At 65.8% G+C, this 16,173-nt stretch carries 16 protein-coding genes; 6 read left to right on the top strand and 10 right to left on the bottom strand.

The features are described from left to right. Positions 1-21 precede the first annotated feature (21 nt). Positions 22-600, top strand: coding sequence for a GNAT family N-acetyltransferase (locus tag ACH49N_RS10925; protein WP_358272479.1), 579 nt, complete (start codon positions 22-24; stop codon positions 598-600). A 6-nt stretch (positions 601-606) separates the two neighbouring features. Here ACH49N_RS10925 and ACH49N_RS10920 read toward each other — a convergent pair whose 3' ends face one another. The 4 genes from ACH49N_RS10920 to ACH49N_RS10905 all read right to left on the bottom strand — a co-directional run bounded on the left by ACH49N_RS10920 (position 607) and on the right by ACH49N_RS10905 (position 6,246). Beyond that, positions 607-1,056, bottom strand: a complete 450-nt coding sequence (locus tag ACH49N_RS10920; RefSeq protein ID WP_358272480.1) for a hypothetical protein — start codon at positions 1,054-1,056, stop codon at positions 607-609. A 9-nt stretch (positions 1,057-1,065) separates the two neighbouring features. Continuing rightward, positions 1,066-3,012, bottom strand: coding sequence for a primary-amine oxidase (locus ACH49N_RS10915; protein WP_358272482.1), 1,947 nt, complete (start codon positions 3,010-3,012; stop codon positions 1,066-1,068). After that, a complete protein-coding gene (locus ACH49N_RS10910; RefSeq protein WP_358272484.1) occupies positions 3,009-4,571 on the bottom strand; it encodes an APC family permease in 1,563 nt (520 codons plus the stop codon). Before ACH49N_RS10910 ends, ACH49N_RS10915 begins: the two co-directional genes overlap by 4 nt. 169 nt (positions 4,572-4,740) lie before the next feature. Continuing rightward, on the bottom strand, positions 4,741-6,246 hold the full coding sequence (locus ACH49N_RS10905; RefSeq protein WP_358272664.1) for an aldehyde dehydrogenase family protein: 1,506 nt from the start codon (positions 6,244-6,246) through the stop codon (positions 4,741-4,743). A 406-nt stretch (positions 6,247-6,652) separates the two neighbouring features. Between ACH49N_RS10905 and ACH49N_RS10900 the strand changes: the two genes are divergently transcribed. After that, positions 6,653-8,110, top strand: coding sequence for an APC family permease (locus ACH49N_RS10900; protein WP_358272486.1), 1,458 nt, complete (start codon positions 6,653-6,655; stop codon positions 8,108-8,110). After that, complete coding sequence (locus ACH49N_RS10895; RefSeq protein ID WP_358272488.1) at positions 8,107-8,862, top strand: IclR family transcriptional regulator C-terminal domain-containing protein; 756 nt, start codon at positions 8,107-8,109, stop codon at positions 8,860-8,862. Before ACH49N_RS10900 ends, ACH49N_RS10895 begins: the two co-directional genes overlap by 4 nt. 17 nt (positions 8,863-8,879) lie before the next feature. Here the strand turns inward: ACH49N_RS10895 and ACH49N_RS10890 are convergent, their stop codons facing one another. The 4 genes from ACH49N_RS10890 to ACH49N_RS10875 all read right to left on the bottom strand — a co-directional run bounded on the left by ACH49N_RS10890 (position 8,880) and on the right by ACH49N_RS10875 (position 11,218). Continuing rightward, positions 8,880-9,653, bottom strand: a complete 774-nt coding sequence (locus tag ACH49N_RS10890; protein WP_358272490.1) for an MBL fold metallo-hydrolase — start codon at positions 9,651-9,653, stop codon at positions 8,880-8,882. A 55-nt stretch (positions 9,654-9,708) separates the two neighbouring features. After that, complete coding sequence (locus ACH49N_RS10885; protein ID WP_358272492.1) at positions 9,709-10,305, bottom strand: DinB family protein; 597 nt, start codon at positions 10,303-10,305, stop codon at positions 9,709-9,711. Positions 10,306-10,313: 8 nt separating this feature from the next. Then, positions 10,314-10,925, bottom strand: coding sequence for a hypothetical protein (locus ACH49N_RS10880; RefSeq protein WP_358272493.1), 612 nt, complete (start codon positions 10,923-10,925; stop codon positions 10,314-10,316). A 131-nt stretch (positions 10,926-11,056) separates the two neighbouring features. Next, positions 11,057-11,218 (bottom strand): hypothetical protein, encoded by a 162-nt coding sequence (locus tag ACH49N_RS10875; protein WP_358272494.1) that lies wholly within the window; start codon positions 11,216-11,218, stop codon positions 11,057-11,059. Positions 11,219-11,362: 144 nt separating this feature from the next. Between ACH49N_RS10875 and ACH49N_RS10870 the strand changes: the two genes are divergently transcribed. Both ACH49N_RS10870 and ACH49N_RS10865 read left to right on the top strand, forming a co-directional pair. Next, positions 11,363-11,914 (top strand): hypothetical protein, encoded by a 552-nt coding sequence (locus tag ACH49N_RS10870; protein ID WP_358272495.1) that lies wholly within the window; start codon positions 11,363-11,365, stop codon positions 11,912-11,914. A 146-nt stretch (positions 11,915-12,060) separates the two neighbouring features. Continuing rightward, positions 12,061-13,005 (top strand): dioxygenase, encoded by a 945-nt coding sequence (locus ACH49N_RS10865; protein ID WP_358272497.1) that lies wholly within the window; start codon positions 12,061-12,063, stop codon positions 13,003-13,005. A gap of 85 nt (positions 13,006-13,090) precedes the next feature. Here the strand turns inward: ACH49N_RS10865 and ACH49N_RS10860 are convergent, their stop codons facing one another. After that, the gene (locus tag ACH49N_RS10860) at positions 13,091-13,675 is read right to left on the bottom strand and encodes a TetR/AcrR family transcriptional regulator (RefSeq protein ID WP_358272499.1); all 585 of its coding nucleotides are present in this window, start codon (positions 13,673-13,675) and stop codon (positions 13,091-13,093) included. 102 nt (positions 13,676-13,777) lie between these two features. On the opposite strand from ACH49N_RS10860, the gene ACH49N_RS10855 reads away from it, so the two are divergent. Beyond that, on the top strand, positions 13,778-14,920 hold the full coding sequence (locus ACH49N_RS10855) for an acyl-CoA dehydrogenase family protein (protein WP_109334601.1): 1,143 nt from the start codon (positions 13,778-13,780) through the stop codon (positions 14,918-14,920). 110 nt (positions 14,921-15,030) lie between these two features. Here ACH49N_RS10855 and ACH49N_RS10850 read toward each other — a convergent pair whose 3' ends face one another. Beyond that, positions 15,031-15,987: a histone-like nucleoid-structuring protein Lsr2 gene (locus tag ACH49N_RS10850; RefSeq protein ID WP_358272501.1), complete on the bottom strand. Its 957-nt coding sequence runs from the start codon at positions 15,985-15,987 to the stop codon at positions 15,031-15,033. Positions 15,988-16,173 lie beyond the last annotated feature (186 nt).

The raw sequence follows: 16,173 nt of genomic DNA, 5'->3' as shown, positions 1-16,173 counted from the left end.
CGGACGTGATGTAGTGCGGTCATGCCAACCTCCATTCGCCGGATGACGACGACGGACGTCGACCGTGCCGCGACCGTCCTCGGTAACGCCTTCGCCGACTACCCATGGACCAACTGGTGCGTCGCCGCGGACTCACACCAGCAGCGTGTGACCGAGCTTCAGCGCCTGTATCTCGGGCACATGGCGCTGCCACACGGTCTCGCGTACATCGACGAAGAGCACAACGGGGTCGTAGCGTTCATCCCGCCGGACCTGCCCGACCCGGAAGAATCGCTCGTAGCGAAGATCGTCGAACTCCATGGGGATCGTTTCGAGCACGCCGCCCAAGCGGAACAGCGTTTGTCCGCGATGGACGTTCCGGGCAACGCCTGGTGCTTGGCGACCGCCGGAGTATCCCGTGCAGCGCGAGGTCGAGGACTGGGCGGTGACCTTCTGAAAGTCGGACTGGCCGAACTCGACCGACGCAACGCGGCATGTTGGCTCGATACCTCGACACACCGGAACCTGCCGCTGTACGAACGTCACAACTTCGCTGTCGCCGACCATATCGTCCTCGACGACGCACTCGAAGTGTGGAGAATGCACCGACCCGCGATCTGAGGAAGATCAGTCCCGGTTCGGTGCCAACGGGTCTGTGTTCCGCGTGCGATAGAAGACCATGGACAGAGCAATGACCGCTTCGAGTGCTGCGGTGAGAAGAGCTGCTGCCATGGGCAGGGACAGTGCATGCCCGACCGCCGTCGGGTTCGCGGCACGGGTCATGTGGCCGTGGTGGCCGCTCACGGACGGACCGAAGTCCACTGTATGCAGCGCGATCATTCCGACGCTCATGATCGCGACCCATCCCCAGTCGCGGGAGTTATCTCTCATCCACAAGTGTCGGGCGCAGTGGAGGCATCCGAGGAGCATGCCAACCGTAAGCAACACCATCAGTGGTGACGCCCGATGGTCGCCGAGTGATGCGATATGCAGCCCTGCAGAAAACAGCGCAAGCACCACGGCCACCCGCCGCCACCAGAAATTGGCGGGGCGGGCGGTCGTCAGCGCGGCAGCCATGATCACAGCTCAGCCTTCACAGCAATGCTTCGACGTACTCGCCGGCACGTTCAGCGCCGGGTTGCGGTCGAAGAAGCCGACCGGCTTCAGCGTGAACCCGGCGTAGTCGACCGGCATGACCGGCCAGTCCTCGGGCCGGGGGAAGTGCGTGAGCCCGAACGTATGCCACAGCACCAGGTCTTGCCCCTCGATGTCCCGGTTGCCGGCCACGAACGTCGGCAGACCCGCCTGGCCGGGGTGCTGGTTGACGAAGTCGCCTGCGGGATAACGCTCGGACTCGTCGTATTGCGTGACCCATAGATGCTTGGTTGCGAACGCGGCGCGGGAGGCAATCGAACTGGACGGGTCTGCCAGGAGCACCGGCTGGCCTTCGGGGTGCAGCGCGTACCCGACGTCCTGCCCCAGGCGGTTCTGCTTGGTGGGATTGGTGATGTGCCAAACCCGGGCCTTGAGGTTGTCGGCGGTGCGTTGCGCCTCGGATTCGGTGGTCAGCTTGGTCTTCTGGCAGCGGAAGGCATTGCCCCACGGGTTCTCCGGGCCCACCGGGACGGGGACAGCATCCACTTCCTCGACGGTGTTCACGTTGCCGTCGACGGCCATGTCGAGCCGGGCGGAGAAGAGGTGCTGGTGGAACGGGGCGCCGAGCCCGGGTGCCATCTGGGTGGAGAATCCCTCGGGCCCGCGGTAGGCGGACGTGAAGACGATTCCGGTGGCCTTCGCCTCGAGTTCGATGGTGCCGTCGAGGTAGAGGTACCAGTAGAACCCGTAGTCGTAGTTGCCGATCGTAAGGAAGAACGAGATGACGAGGCGGCGCGAGCGGCGGGTCTCGGTCATGCCGTTGAACATGTCCGTGTGCTTCCACAAGACGCCGTAATCCTCCTCGTGAAGGCAGATCGCGTTCTTCATGACGCGCGGGTCACCGGACTCGTCGGCGATCGTGACGTCGAAGTACTGGATCTCACCGAGGCAGTCGCAGCCGAGTTCGAGCGAGTTGGTGTACCGGCCGAACAGGTACTCGCCCTGGTCGAAGTAGTTCTGCCAGTATCGGACCGGGGACGGATCGGCGTAGGGAACCACCATCTCGGCGATCGAGGCACGATAGATCACGGGACGCTCCACTCCCCCGTCGTCGAACGAGAGCTGGTGCAGCGTCAGGCCCTCGCGCACATCGAAACCGAAGCGGAACTTCCAGTCAGCCCAAGTGATCTCGTTGCCGTCGACGGAGAAGCTGGCGCCCTCTGGTTGAGTGATCTCGATCGGCTTGAGGTCGGTGCGGGTGGGTGTGGCGTGCGGTTCGGCGTTCCATTCGCCGCGCTCGGCGGGGACGGGAAGCTCGATCTCGTCGACCACCTTCGCGACGCGGCGCTCGGTGAGGTCGACGTACGCCACGACCCCGTCGATGGGGTGCGCCCACGGCAGGTCCGCCTTGTCCTCCTGGTAGAAGGCAAGGACGCGGACGATGCGGTGCCCGACCTCGTCCTCGTGACCGAACACGCCGGCCGACAAGGGAACTGCCCGGACCTTCGACGGTTCGATGCCGCGCTTCGCCATCGCCGCGAGCCAGTCGGTGCTGCCGAGCAGGAACGCCTCGATGTCCTCGAACTCCTCGTCGAGGATCGGCACGTGGCCGTCGGTGGCGGAATCGACAGTGGCCCTGCTGATCACGCGGTTCTCCGTCACCGACACGACGAGGTCGGTGCCGATACCGGTGGAGCGATCGAGCAGCAGGATCCGGGCGCGTCGCTCGATCGGGTCGCCGGGCGTGAATGCGAGGACCGTCGACTTGTGCGGCTCGGCGAGCGCGACGAAGACGAAGCGCACGTTCTCGCCGATCAGTCCCTCGTCGGTGAGGAGTGCTTTCGCCGAACGGATCTCGTCCGCCGACAACGGGGTGAGCGGATGATCCGGGACGGCGGAACCGACGGTGGCCGGGGTCTCGGTGGTGGCGGTACTCATCGTGCGATCTCCTTGTCGATGATGGTGTCGTTCGTGTCGTGCTGCGGTAGAGCGGTGTCGATGTGCTGCGACGCAGCGGTGTCGATGTGCTGCGACGCAGCGGTGTCGATGTGCCGCGACGCAGCGGTGTCATGCCGTGCGGCGTGAGGTCGGAGCACGGCGACGGCCGCTCCGCCGGCGAAGGTTCCTATGAGCAGGACCCCGATGACGGCGGCGAGAGTGTCCGACCCGCCGACGAGAAGGGGAAGGTTGGCGACGGTCATGATCAGAAGCCCGGCCAGGCCGACGAGCCCGAGCAATGGTGCGAGCACGGTGTTCCACACCCGCCGGTCCACGCGGGTCCGGCCGAAGTAGACGAGGACGGCCACGGAGGTCAGGGTCATCAGTGCGACGATGCCGACCGAGGACACACCGGCGAACCACGCGAACACCTCGGTCACCGGGTCGAGTCCGGCAACGGCGGACGCGACGATCAGGACGAGAGCGGACGCGGTTTGCACGACCGACGCGATGTACGGCGACGCGTGCTTGACGTGCGAGCGGCCGCATCCCGCCGGCAGGGCCGCACTGTTCCCGAGGGAGAAGATGTACCGGGAGAGCACGTTGTGGAAGGACAGCAGGGCGGCGAACAGGCTCGTGATCAGGAAGATCTGGACGAGGTCGCCGGCGATCGCGCCCACGTAGCGGGTGGCGGTCTCGGTAATCATCCCCTCCGGATTCTCGGTCGAGATGGCCACAGCACCCTCGTCGCCCCACGCGCTGACCATCGCCCAACTCGACAGTGCGTAGAAGCCGCCGATCACCAGCAACGCCAGGTAGGTGGCCCGGGGAATGGTGCGGCCCGGGTCGCGGGCCTCGTCCCGGAAGACGGCGGTGGCCTCGAAGCCGATGTACCCGGCGATGGCGAAGATCAGTGCGATGCCGGGTGCTCCGGAGAAGAACTCGGCGGGGTGGAACGCCGCCGTCGAGATTCCCTCGTCACCGCCGCCCCGGACGATGACGGCGGCGTCGATGACGAGGACGATTCCGACCTCGCAGACGAGCAGGACGCCGAGCACCTTGCCGGACAGGTCGATGTGCCGGTATCCGAGAATGGCGACCACGGCCGTCACGGCCAGCGCCCACACGTACCAGGGAAGTTCGGGCCCGCCGTGAGCGGTGACGAAATCGTTGACGGCGGCTCCGATGTATCCGTACACCGCGCCCTGGACTGCCGTGTAGGACAGCAACGCGAGGAATGCGGAGCCGAGACCGGCATGCCGGCCCAGTCCCTGCGTGATGTAGGTGTAGAACGCGCCGGCGCCGGGGAGGTGCTTGGCCATCGCCGTGAATCCGACGGCGAAGAACAGCAATACCACCGTGCAGACGATGTAGGACGCTGGATAGGCGGCGCCGTTGCCCGCTGCGATGCCCAGAGGGACGGTTCCGGCGATCACGGTCAACGGGGCCGCCGCTGCGACGACCATGAACACGATGGCACCCGGACCGAGGGCGCCTGCCAGTCTGCGAGGGGTGCCGTCGCTGACCGCACTCGAGTGCGTGGGAGCGTTGGTTGTCATGGATTCCTTCGACTTTCACGAGGAGAGGGTCTGCGTGGATGCTCCGCGGTGAGCTCTGGGACGAGCATGCGACTGCGGGTTGTCGGCGCAGTTGCCGAAGCGTCACAGTCCGTCGACAGCAAATGAGAACGCACGCAGGACGATTCTCATTCGGGTCGGGTCGAGGAATCTAGAGGGCGATGTTGACAGACTTGCTCTGGGTGTATTCGGCGATGGCGGCTTCACCGAGTTCGCGGCCCCACCCGGACTGCTTGTAACCACCGAACGGAAGCGCCGTGTCGAACGCATTGTGGCAATTCACCCACACCGTGCCCGCCTTGATCTCGGCGGCCACCTCGTGGGCGCGGGACACGTCCCGGGTCCATACGCTGGCGGCAAGACCGTAGGGGGTGTCGTTGGCGGCCGCGCGGACGCCTTCCTCCCGGTTGAACGGCACCGCCACCGCGACGGGGCCGAAGATTTCCTCCTGGTACACGCTGAAGTTCCGGTTCACGTCGACCAGCAGGGTGGGCTCGACGTAGAAGCCGGTGTCGCCGTGCCGCTGCCCACCCGAGAGCGCGCGGGCACCGTCAGCGAGTCCGGCGTCGATGTATGCGGTGACCTTGCCCAACTGCTCCTGGGAGATCAGCGGGCCGATGTCGTTGGTGGGGTCGAGTCCGGGTCCGATCTTCTGCGACTTCGCGAAATCGGCGACGCCGGACGTGAATTCGTCGAATATCCGGTCCTCGACGAGCAGGCGCGTTCCCGCCGTGCAGGCCTGGCCGTGGTTGAACAGGAACCCGCTGGCCACGCCGGGAATCGCGGCCTCGAGGTCGGCGTCGGAGAAGATCACCTGCGGGCTCTTGCCACCGAGTTCGAGGGACACCTTCTTCAGGTTCCCCGACGCGGCATTGACGATCTTCTTTCCGACCTCGGTCGATCCGGTGAACGCGACCTTGTCGACGTCGTCGTGACTCGACAGCGCCGCGCCGATGTCGCCGAAACCGGTAAGCACGTTGAACACGCCGTCGGGGACGCCGGCCTCGGCGATCACCTCGGCGAGGAGCAGCGCGGTGAGCGGTGTCTGCTCCGCGGGCTTGAGGATCATGGTGTTCGAGCAGGTCAGTGCGGGGGCCACCTTGAACGCGGCCATCACCAACGGGAAGTTCCAGGGGATGATCTGCGCGCACACGCCGACCGGTTCGCGGGTGGTGAAGGCGTGGAAGCGGGCTCCGGGCGCCCACGGCACCGACACGGGGATGGTGCGGCCTTCGATCTTGGTTGCCCAGCCTGCGTAGTAGAAGAAGATCTCCGCGGCCCACGTCACGTCGACGGCCTTCGCGACCGCCACGGACTTGCCGTTGTCGATCGACTCGAGCTGCGCGAACTGATCGGCCCGGGCCAGAATCCCCTCACCGATCTTCCAGAGGATCCGCTGACGTTCCGCGGGAGTGAGCGAGCGCCACGGCCCGGACTCGAAGGCCCGCCGGGCCGCCGCTACCGCCCGGTCCACGTCTTCGATTCCGGCGTGCGGCACTGTCGTGATCACCTGTCCGGTGGCGGGATCGACCGTCTCGAACGTCATGCCCGACGCCGAGTCCACCCATCGGCCGTCAACGAACATGCGCTTCGGTGACGAAACGAAGTCGACGACCCGGGGGTCGAGTCCGGCTGGGGTGTGAACGACTGCAGTCATCATGTCCTCTTCGATGGGGTGAATGAATCCGGCTTCTGCAGAACACTTTTGGCGGTAGTTATCGCTTCGTCGTGCTGCGGCCCGACCCCACGATAAGCCCCGAATGTGTCGCCAGTCACTACTAAATCCGGATGGGAATCAGCGACTGCGGCATTCTCATTCGACATTTCCGGCCACGGCGGCGCCGATTCTCATTCCGGCTTTTCGGGTCGGTGCAGCTGATCTACGGTATGTGCCGACGCGGCCCCCGGAATCGGGAGCACATTCTCCGGCCATTCTCATTCGAGGTGATCGAAAATTAATTCCGATCGGAGCATCGCGCTCGTCTCCTGCGCTAGCGTGCACTCATGCAGCCCCGGGTTGATCACTCGCTCGGGGCCGGCCGGAAAGTGTAGAGAGCAGGTGCATGGTGTCCGGTACACCGAGAATCAAAAGTAGATCACCGGTCGCCGGTCTCGAGCGGGCGCGTCTGAGTTTCGTCCAGGTGCTCGGGCAGTCCGTTTCCGCGGTCGCACCGTCGGCCGTGATGGTCACGCTGCCTGCTCTCGTCATACCCGACGCGGGCCGGGCGACCATTGCGGTGTTCGTCGCGGCGGCGATTCTGATGACGGCGGTCGGCTACTGCATCGGACAGTTCGCCACCCGGATGGTGGCCGTCAGTGGTCTCTACAGCTACATCGTGAAGGGACTCGGGGCGGTGCCCGGTTTCGGCGGAGGCTGGTCGCTTCTCGTCGGTTACGTGGCCGCGGCCATGGCGAGCACGCTCGGTGCCGCGAGTTACCTCGCCGCGCTACTCGGCCGAGTCGGGCTTCCGGCGGGGTCACCCCTCATCGCGGTCCTCGCGGCGATCGTCGGACTACTCGCCCTTCTCCTCATGGTCCGGGGCGTGCAATTGTCGGCGCGGATCATGCTCGCCATCGAGGTCTTCGCGATCGTGGCCGCCTCCGCCGCGTTGGTGGTCGCGTTCGTGCAATCGGTCCGCGAGGGCGCGACCCCGTCCGCGGGCGGCGCGAAATCAGGTTCCGCGGTCGGGTTCGCCTTACTGCTCGCCATCACGTCGTTCGTCGGATTCGAAAGCGCGGGCACGGTGGCGCGGGAAGCCCGCAACCCGTTCGTCGCCGTTCCCCGCGCCATCCGGTGGACCCCGATCGCCCTGGGTATTTTGTACGTATTCGCGGCCGCCCTGCAGTTGCCGGAGCCGGTGCGGCAGGGAGTCGACTCGCTGCCCATCGTCCTCACGTTGCCCGACACGTCGGGCGCAGGTTCGTCGACGCTGTCGATCGTCATGGAACTCGGTATTACCGCCTCGTGGTTCGCGTGCGTCCTCGGTTCGACGACGGCGCTGTCGCGCACCCTGTTCGCGATGGGCCGCGAAGGGGTGGTTCCGAACGTGTTCGGCCGGACGCACCACCGGTTCCATACTCCGCATGTGGCGTTGACGGCCACGATGCCGGTCGTCGTCGCGGTGCCCGTCTTCTACCTGTTCGTCAGCGGTTCGAGCCGCGACGTCCTGATCGGACTTCTCGCCGTGTCCGCCCACGGCTACGTCCTCGCGTACGTCCTGCTGTGTGTCGCGACGCCGGCGTTCCTCCGGCGGATCGGCGAACTGACCCGACTTCCCGTGATCGTCGGCGTGCTGACGGCGACCGCGATGGTCGCACTGGTCGGGTGGGCGGCGTTCTCGCGGACATATGTCGCGGGCGCGGCGACCGCCGTCTACCTGTTTCTGATGCTTGTCGGCGCCGCGGTCTTCGCGATCCGCGCGCGTCGGTCCCCCGGAATCGAAGAACGGATGGGTGTGTACGACGAGGCCGTGGCCGAAGACCTGCTGGGGCGGTACCGACCGTGGGAGGTCCGCCGATGAGTGCCGACGACAGAGCCCTGTCGGGGCGTCAGCCGAAGGCCGTCACCAGCGCACTGCGGGTGCTCGAGGAGGTGGCCCGGGCCGGCTCGGGTGTCACAGCGAAAGACATCGCGGCCCGCCTGTCGATGCCGTCGGCGACGACGTACCGACTGCTCAACATCCTCGTGGGCGAAGGTTATGTGGTGCGGCTCCCCGACCTGTCCGGGTTCGCGCTCGGACAGAAGGTCGGGATCCTCGTCGACGCGGCCGTCGTGCCCACCGTATGTGCGGCGGCGCGTGAGGCTCTCGCCGAACTGCGACTGTCGGTGCGCTTCGGGGTCCACCTGTTCTTCTACACCAACGTCGCCGTCCGCACGGCCGACGCCGACCCCGAATACCCGCCGCCGGAGGACGAGTCGTTCCTCAACCAGCACCTTTACGCGTGCGCGGTCGGCAAGCTCCTCCTCGCGGAGAAGTCGGAACTCGAATCCGTGATTCCCCGTTGGGAGCCACGGTCGCTGACGGCCCGTACGATCGTCGCGAGGAGCGAGCTGCTCGCGAATCTGGGCCTGATCCGGAGCCAGGGCTTCGCCACCCAACTCGCCGAACTCCGGGACGCGTCGGCCTGCGTCGCCGTCCCCATCCGATCCGATACGGGCGCGCTCATAGCGAGCATCGCGCTGTCCGGGCACGTCGATCACCACCACCTGATGCTGAGGCACGTCCCGTCGCTGCAGGAACAGGCCGGCCTGCTCGGACGGTTCATCGCCTGACCCGGATGGAATTTCGTTCAGGTGCGGGCGGACCCGTTCTTGCCGGCGGCTCGCTCGCGAACCGTAGCAACGGCGTCGCGGATCGGGGTGCGCTGTGTTCGGCCGTGACCCGGAATGAGCAGATCGGCGTCGAGGGTGGCCAGGGCGTCGAGCGACGCAAGGGCCGCCTCCTGGGAGTGATGGAACATCGGGAGCAGCAGCTGCGGACCCACTGTGCGGGAAGTGGGGTGCCCCGTCACGAGGCTGTCCCCGGTCGCCACCGCGCCGACGGACGGTAGGTAGTACGACGTGTGCCCGGACGTGTGGCCGGTGGTCGCCACCGGGAGTGGGGTGCCGGGAAGGTCGAGAGCACCCGCGGCGGGGAACTCGGCGGCGTGGGGCACGGTGACGTGACGTGTCGCGCCCGCCCGGGCGATGCGCAGGGACCACCGCAACATTCCCGGCCGCCAGATGTTCTTGACGACGTCCATCTCACCGGCCTGTTCGAGGTACTCCCGCTTGGCGTGTGATGTCTCCACCGCGGACATGTACACGGGTGTTCCGTACTCGTCGCGGAAGTGGTTGATCGCTCCGATGTGATCGATGTGCGCGTGTGTCAGGAGGATTGCGCGAACATCCTCCGGCCGGCGACCGATGGAACGAATGGATTCTTCCACGGCAGGAACGTCGGCGGGGTAGCCCGCGTCGATCAGCGTCAGGTCCGTGCCCTCTCGCAACAGGACCCAATTGACGTCGGTACCGGTCACACAGAACACTTTCTGTTCGACCTCGACCACAGTAGGATTCGGCACAGGATCCCCCTCAGCACGTCGCGACCTTCCACGCTAGCAGCCGACGAACACCGCATCACGGCCCGACTTCCGCCTCTGCGTCGGAAGTGACTGCTGCCTTACGCAGGTACAGATCGCGGAGCAAGGCGATCTCAGCGCCGTGATGGATGACTTCCCGGTTCACGTGCAACACGAGGGCCGCCATCGAACGATCCGCGAACGGCCCCTCACTGGGGCCGCAGGGACTGGCAAGGGCGTCATCTGTCAGGCTCGCGACTCCTCGCATCCACAAGTCGTACATCTCGTCGAGTTGGTCGAGGGCCTCCGCAGCCGTACCGGCGTAGTCGAAGCCCTGGTAGTCGACCGGACGGCCCCCGAAATGACTGCCGATACGAGCACCGAAGACGCCGACGATGATGTGGCCGAGACGCCACGCGATGGTCGTGACCGGCGGCGGATCCGGTGCAGGAAAGGCGAATTCGATCGTGAAGGCTCCGCTGCCGGCCTGCACGGGCGCGTGCGAAGTACCGCGCGGGCGCACACTCCAGCAGTCGGGTACCGGCTCCCAGAAATACTCGTCGTCACTCAGCCCCGCCAGCCTGCTTCGCAACTGCTGCTGCCAGTGCCAGCTCAGCTGATCACCCAGTTCGTACGACGAGTCGAGTGAGTGCATCGGAATGCTCAGTTCTCCTGTGCTAGTTCTACATCGGGGAACTCGACGGTTACACCCTCCGCCATCGGTGGGGCCTCTCCGGCTTCGGCGTGCCGGAAGAACGTCGGCACACCGAGCGCTGCGCGCAGGGTGTAGCGCCCCGGATCCGGGACCGAGAAGTTGTTGGCATAGTGGTAGAAGGTGCTGTAATAAAAATTCAGCGGCTTCGTCTCCACCACTCGACCGTCGGCGGCCACCACCTCGAGCGTGATCGGCACATTCGGCACGATCCGGCCGGTGGCTGCCTCGAACGGGATGATCTCGATGTGGTGTGTTTCTCCGGGCGCCGGCTCACGGAAGCGCTGACCGGGACCGTCCGCCTCGTACCACGGCTCGGCCGGCTCGACGATGTACGCCACCCGCCACGCCCCGGAATCCGTCTCACCACCCTCGGCGGCGATCTCTTCCTCGAGGGTCTCGTACTGCTCTGCCACGCCGGCCGGCACGGCCTCCGCTGCGGCTGAGGCGCTCGGACCAGCCGTCGCATCGGCGGAGTCGGTGCCGCTGTTACCGCAGGCAGAAGCGAGCGTCACTGCGCCGACGGCAGCAAGGGTCATGAACGTGCGAGGCATCCGTTCCATAAGGTCCTCCTCAGGGCACCGTAGCGGAACAAGGCAAGGCTAAGTTAGCACCCGCCATGAGCCGGATTGGGCGGAATGCTCAATCCCCCTCATGGGATCCGTTCGGTGTCGCCGAGAACGGTTACCTCGGGTTACGAAGTGTGTGTTCGCCTGTCGATGTCTTTGTCGACGGCGGTGGCGATGTCGTGGACGAGCCGGGAGTGCCAGTGTTTGTGTGCCTCGAGGTCGGCGGTGAGGGCGTGGCAGTCGGGGCACTCCGAGGAGGCGGGACCGAATTCGGCTGTATTTTCCATGGCGCTGCGCTTTCTGAGAGAAATCGTTGCTCTTCCACCGTGGCACGGGCGGGACTGATAGTCCACGGCCGAAACTCTGGTGGCGCGTGTCGATTGGCGCAACCGGCGGCACTACGCGGATCGTGGTGAACGATAATCGTCCGCATGAACTGGAACAGTCCGACAGAAACCGGGTGGTTCGTCAAGAGTTCGGACGACGGTCTGGCAGTAGCGATCTTGAACCCGTCCGGAATCTTGTGGGGCGAACTGTTTCCGACCCCCGACGCTGGAATCAATGGTGGTCCGAGACGGCGAGGCGGGGATTCCCCGGTGGCCGATCGTGACGACCGGGACACGCTCGTCTTGCGCAAAGGTCATCCCGCCACGCTTCGCCTCGCCGACGGGACGATCGGAACCGTAACCGACCAGAAACCACAGGCGATGCGCCGAAAAAACAAACGATGTGACGTGGTAATCGCGGGCAGAACGTATCTCTTCACTCATTCTTCGAGCCGAAGAGCGACAGCACTGCGTGACGGAATCGCGTTGGCACATATGGCACGTGGCCGGTGGTCCCGAAGCAACATCGTCACCCGAAAGACCCTGGCGGTAACAGACGCCCTCGACGAGGGCGTGCTGACGATATTCCACAAGGTCATCTCACCCGGACGCACCGGCGCATTCGATCAGGTGATTACCGATCTCAGCAATATTTGAGCGGCCTTTGCTCAGATACATGCCACCCGCACCGTTCGGCCGAGGCCGCGTGACCCGACATACAGCATTCTCCCAGCTCGTCTCGAGGTTGTCTGCACGTGCCGCTGTTTGCATGGACCTCACAAGGAAGCAGCTATGGAGGGCTCATGACCGACAACGCACGCCATCACTCCGCGGACGTGCACGAACACGACCGCGGACTCACCCACGACTTGAGGACGATGCTGTCGCGCCGCCGCGCCTTGTTCGTGCTCGGAGCGGCGGGCGCTTCTGCACTCGCCGCGTGTTCGTCCTCCGGATCGACCCTCACTGCGACGTCCGCGTCGAGCGAAGAGGCAGCGACGTCGACCGTCGCCACCGACGGCACCTGTATGGCAGCGGCGCCGCAGGAAACAGCCGGGCCTTACCCGGGTGACGGTTCCAACGGACCTAACGTTCTGATCGAGTCGGGCGTGGTGCGTCAGGACATCCGCAGCAGCTTCGGGTCGTACTCGGGCACCGCGGGGGGCGTCCCGACGACCATCGAATTGTCACTTCAGGATTTGTCGAACGACTGCGCGGCCGGGACGGGCATGGCCGTCTACCTATGGCATTGCGACCGGGACGGTGAGTACTCCCTCTATGGCCAGGACATCACCGAACAGAACTATCTGCGCGGCGTTCAGGTGGCCGACTCTGCCGGAGCCGTGTCGTTCACGTCCATCTTCCCGGCCTGCTACTCGGGGCGCTGGCCACATATCCATTTCGAAGTGTTCGACTCCCTGGAAGCCGCAGTGGCGGGCGAGGATCCGCGGTTGACCTCGCAGATCGCGATACCGCAGGACGCGTGTGAGAAAGTCTTCGCCTACGACACCGGGTACGCGAAGAGCGTGAGCAACCTGTCGGACGTGTCTCTGCAATCGGACAACGTCTTCGGTGACGGTTGGGACGCCGAGTTGGCGACCGTGACGGGTGAACCCGCCGGCGGAGTGACGATTTCCATCACGATCGGTGTCGCGGAGAAGTCGGCGAACACCGAGTCCGCTCCCGTAACCCCGTCGGCCGGTGGCCCGGGTGGCGGGCAGCGCCCTACGGGTCCTCGCGGCCGGTAGGTCCGGGGTCCAACCGAATGACACTGGGGTGCACATAGTTCGACCCTGTGTGCCGTTCCCGATCATTCAGGGTGCGACACACTGTTCAGGCACTGATTCCTGCGGTGAGGATGGCGGCGAGTTCTCGGTAGGCGTGGGCGTCGTCGAGGCCGGTACTGTTCCGGACCCCGCGTTGCTGAATACGCACCATCATGGTGGTCACGAGATCGGCGGCAAAGGCGGCATGGACGTCACGGAAGTCGCCGCCCGCCACACCGTCGTCGATCAAAGCCTTGACGCGGCCGGCCGCGATCTGTGTGTTCTGCTCATAGACCTCGCGGGCCGGCGGGAAGGCGTCGAGATCGGCCATGAACTGGTCGGACGCGGCCGTAAGTGCGGTACCGACCGCGGACAGGTAGGCGCTGATCCGCTCACGGGCCCCGGAAATTTCCGCGATGTGCGACTCGACGTCCTCGGTGGCGCGGCGGAAGAAGTGCACCGTGGCCTCCCGGACGAGCTGCTCCTTGCTGTCGGCGAGGGTGTAGAGGGTGGATTTGGAGCACCGCAGCCGCGCGGCGATCTCGTCGAGAGTCAGATGGGCGAACCCTTCGGCCAGGAAGAGGTCGACCAGCGCGTCGAAGAGCTGGGTGCGCCGTCGCGTCGCGAATCCCGGTCGGGTGATCTGCTCCATACACCGGATAGTACTGACATAGCCCTTGCAGTACTACTTTGCCATCAGTACTGTGAGCCGTAGCTCAGTACTGTTTCTGTCGTCTTCTCGAGGAGAAATTTCGTGGCCGTCGATCGTTTGCTGCCCACCGACGAAGCTCGTGACCTCATCCAGCTCACGCGCGATGTCGCCGACAAGGTCCTGGCGCCGATCGTCGACGAGCACGAAAAGTCCGAAACGTATCCCGAAGGGGTCTTCGCCACCCTCGGTGAGGCCGGGCTGCTGAGCCTGCCGTATCCGGAGGAGTGGGGCGGCGGCGGACAGCCCTACGAGGTGTACCTGCAGGTTCTCGAGGAAATCGCCGCCCGGTGGGCGGCGGTGGCGGTGGCGGTCAGCGTCCACAGCCTCGCCTGCCACCCACTGATGGCCTTCGGCACGGACGAGCAGAAGCAGCAGTGGCTCCCCGACATGCTGGGCGGCAACACCATCGGCGCGTACAGCCTGTCGGAGCCGCAAGCCGGATCGGATGCCGCCGCGCTGGCCTGCAAGGCTGCCGCGACCGATGGCGGATATGTGGTGAATGGTGCGAAGGCGTGGATCACCCACGGCGGCATTGCCGATTTCTACAATCTTTTCGCCCGCACCGGCGAGGGGTCGAAGGGCATTTCCTGCTTCCTGGTGCCGAAGGGCACCGAGGGGCTCTCGTTCGGCAAGCCCGAGGAGAAGATGGGCCTGCACGCGGTACCCACGACGTCGGCGCACTACGACGACGCCTTCGTCCCGGTCGAACGGCGGATCGGCGCGGAGGGACAGGGTCTGCAGATCGCTTTCAGTGCACTCGATTCCGGGCGCCTCGGTATCGCCGCCGTCGCGGTCGGTCTCGCCCAGGCCGCGCTCGACGAAGCCGTGAGCTATGCCAAGGAACGGTCGGCATTCGGCAAGAAGATCATCGACCACCAGGGGCTGGGGTTCCTGCTCGCCGACATGGCCGCCGCCGTCGACTCGGCGCGCGCCACCTACATCGACGCAGCACGCCGCCGTGATGCCGGCCTGCCGTACTCCCGCAACGCTTCCGTGGCCAAACTCGTCGCCACCGACGCGGCCATGAAGGTCACCACCGACGCCGTCCAGGTCCTCGGCGGCTACGGCTACACCCGCGACTTCCGCGTCGAGCGGTACATGCGGGAAGCAAAGATCACCCAGATCTTCGAGGGCACCAACCAGATTCAGCGGTTGGTGATCAGCCGCACCCTGGCCGGCAACTGACGGTTTCACGAGAGGGGGTCGATGACGCGAGCCGCCGCCGCCACGAGTGAGGTGGTCATCTGCGCCGGAGCGAGTCCGTCGTGTGCTGCGTCCCGCGCCGACGGTTCGTGTCAGTGTTCGCGGTGAGCGGCGGCGTAGGCCTCCCACACCTCGGGTCGCAATCGACCTCGGTCGGGCACGCGGAAGCCGTGGTCGCGGGCCCACGCGCGGACCTCGGCGGTGGACGGTGCGGGAGTATCGCTATCCGCCGGTGCGCCCGGGGCGGGTGCTGCGGTATCGATATCGGCCCAGATGTGGGCCGCCGCAAGGTACCGGTAGGTCCATTGTTCGGCGAGGGCGCGGGTTTCGCAGAAGACGAGCGACACGTTCGGCCAGCGAATCTGGAGTTCGGCGAGCCCGTCCGCGACGACGGCGGGCCGGACCCGGTCGAGGCCGTAGATCGCCGAGTAGCGGTCCTCCACCACGACGGCGGCGCGGGGTAGCGCAGCGAGTTCGGCGAGGGCATAGCGCAGTTTTCCGCTGGTAAGGCTCGATACCAGGTCGGGGAGTGATTTGCGTTCGACCGAGGCGATCAAGGTGTCCTCGCGCAGCAGTCCGTAATCTCCACACGGTAGGGCGCGTTTGACCGTGGTGACCTGCTGGTCGGCGAACCGATACGGGTATCGCTCGTGCGAGTCGACGACGATGTGCAGGTCGGCGATTCCGGCGGCGCGGGCGGTGGGGGTGCTGACCTTTGGTCTGGCTTGTTTACGGGTGCGCGGGGACTGCCAGAACACCATGTCGCGGCCGCGGGCGGTGGTGAAGACGATCTGGGACCGGTTCTCCCTTCCACGGTCGAGGATGAGGTCGATGGCGGCGCCGCGCCGGGCGCACGACCGCAGTCGTACGTGTTCGACAACCTCGGGGTGTTCGGGCCACTCGCTGACCGGAACGGGATGGCAGTACAGCGCTTTGGTGCGGGGCCAGGTTCCTGCGGTGCGCAGCACGAGGCCGCCGTCGATGGGCAGCCGGAGCAGATAGGGCAGCTTGGAATCCGGGTCCGGATTGGCGGCAATGAGCAACTCCACATTCTCAGCGTCTCACTGATCCGCGTTTCATCGGCGAAGGCGGGGCCGGTTTCGTGTCCGGGTGAGGCTCCTGCTCGACTCGAGGCCGGCCCCGCCGAGTGCAGTGTCCCGCGGTTGCCGCGGTCACGGCGGAGTTGAGTGCGGCCGGCTTCGCGGACGGTCACGAGATCGGTCGTGGCGGAACCA

This window comes from Rhodococcus sp. NPDC019647 (assembly GCF_044389235.1).
Classification (GTDB): domain Bacteria; phylum Actinomycetota; class Actinomycetes; order Mycobacteriales; family Mycobacteriaceae; genus Rhodococcus_F; species Rhodococcus_F oxybenzonivorans.
This window is presented reverse-complemented; position numbering and strand designations above follow the sequence as displayed.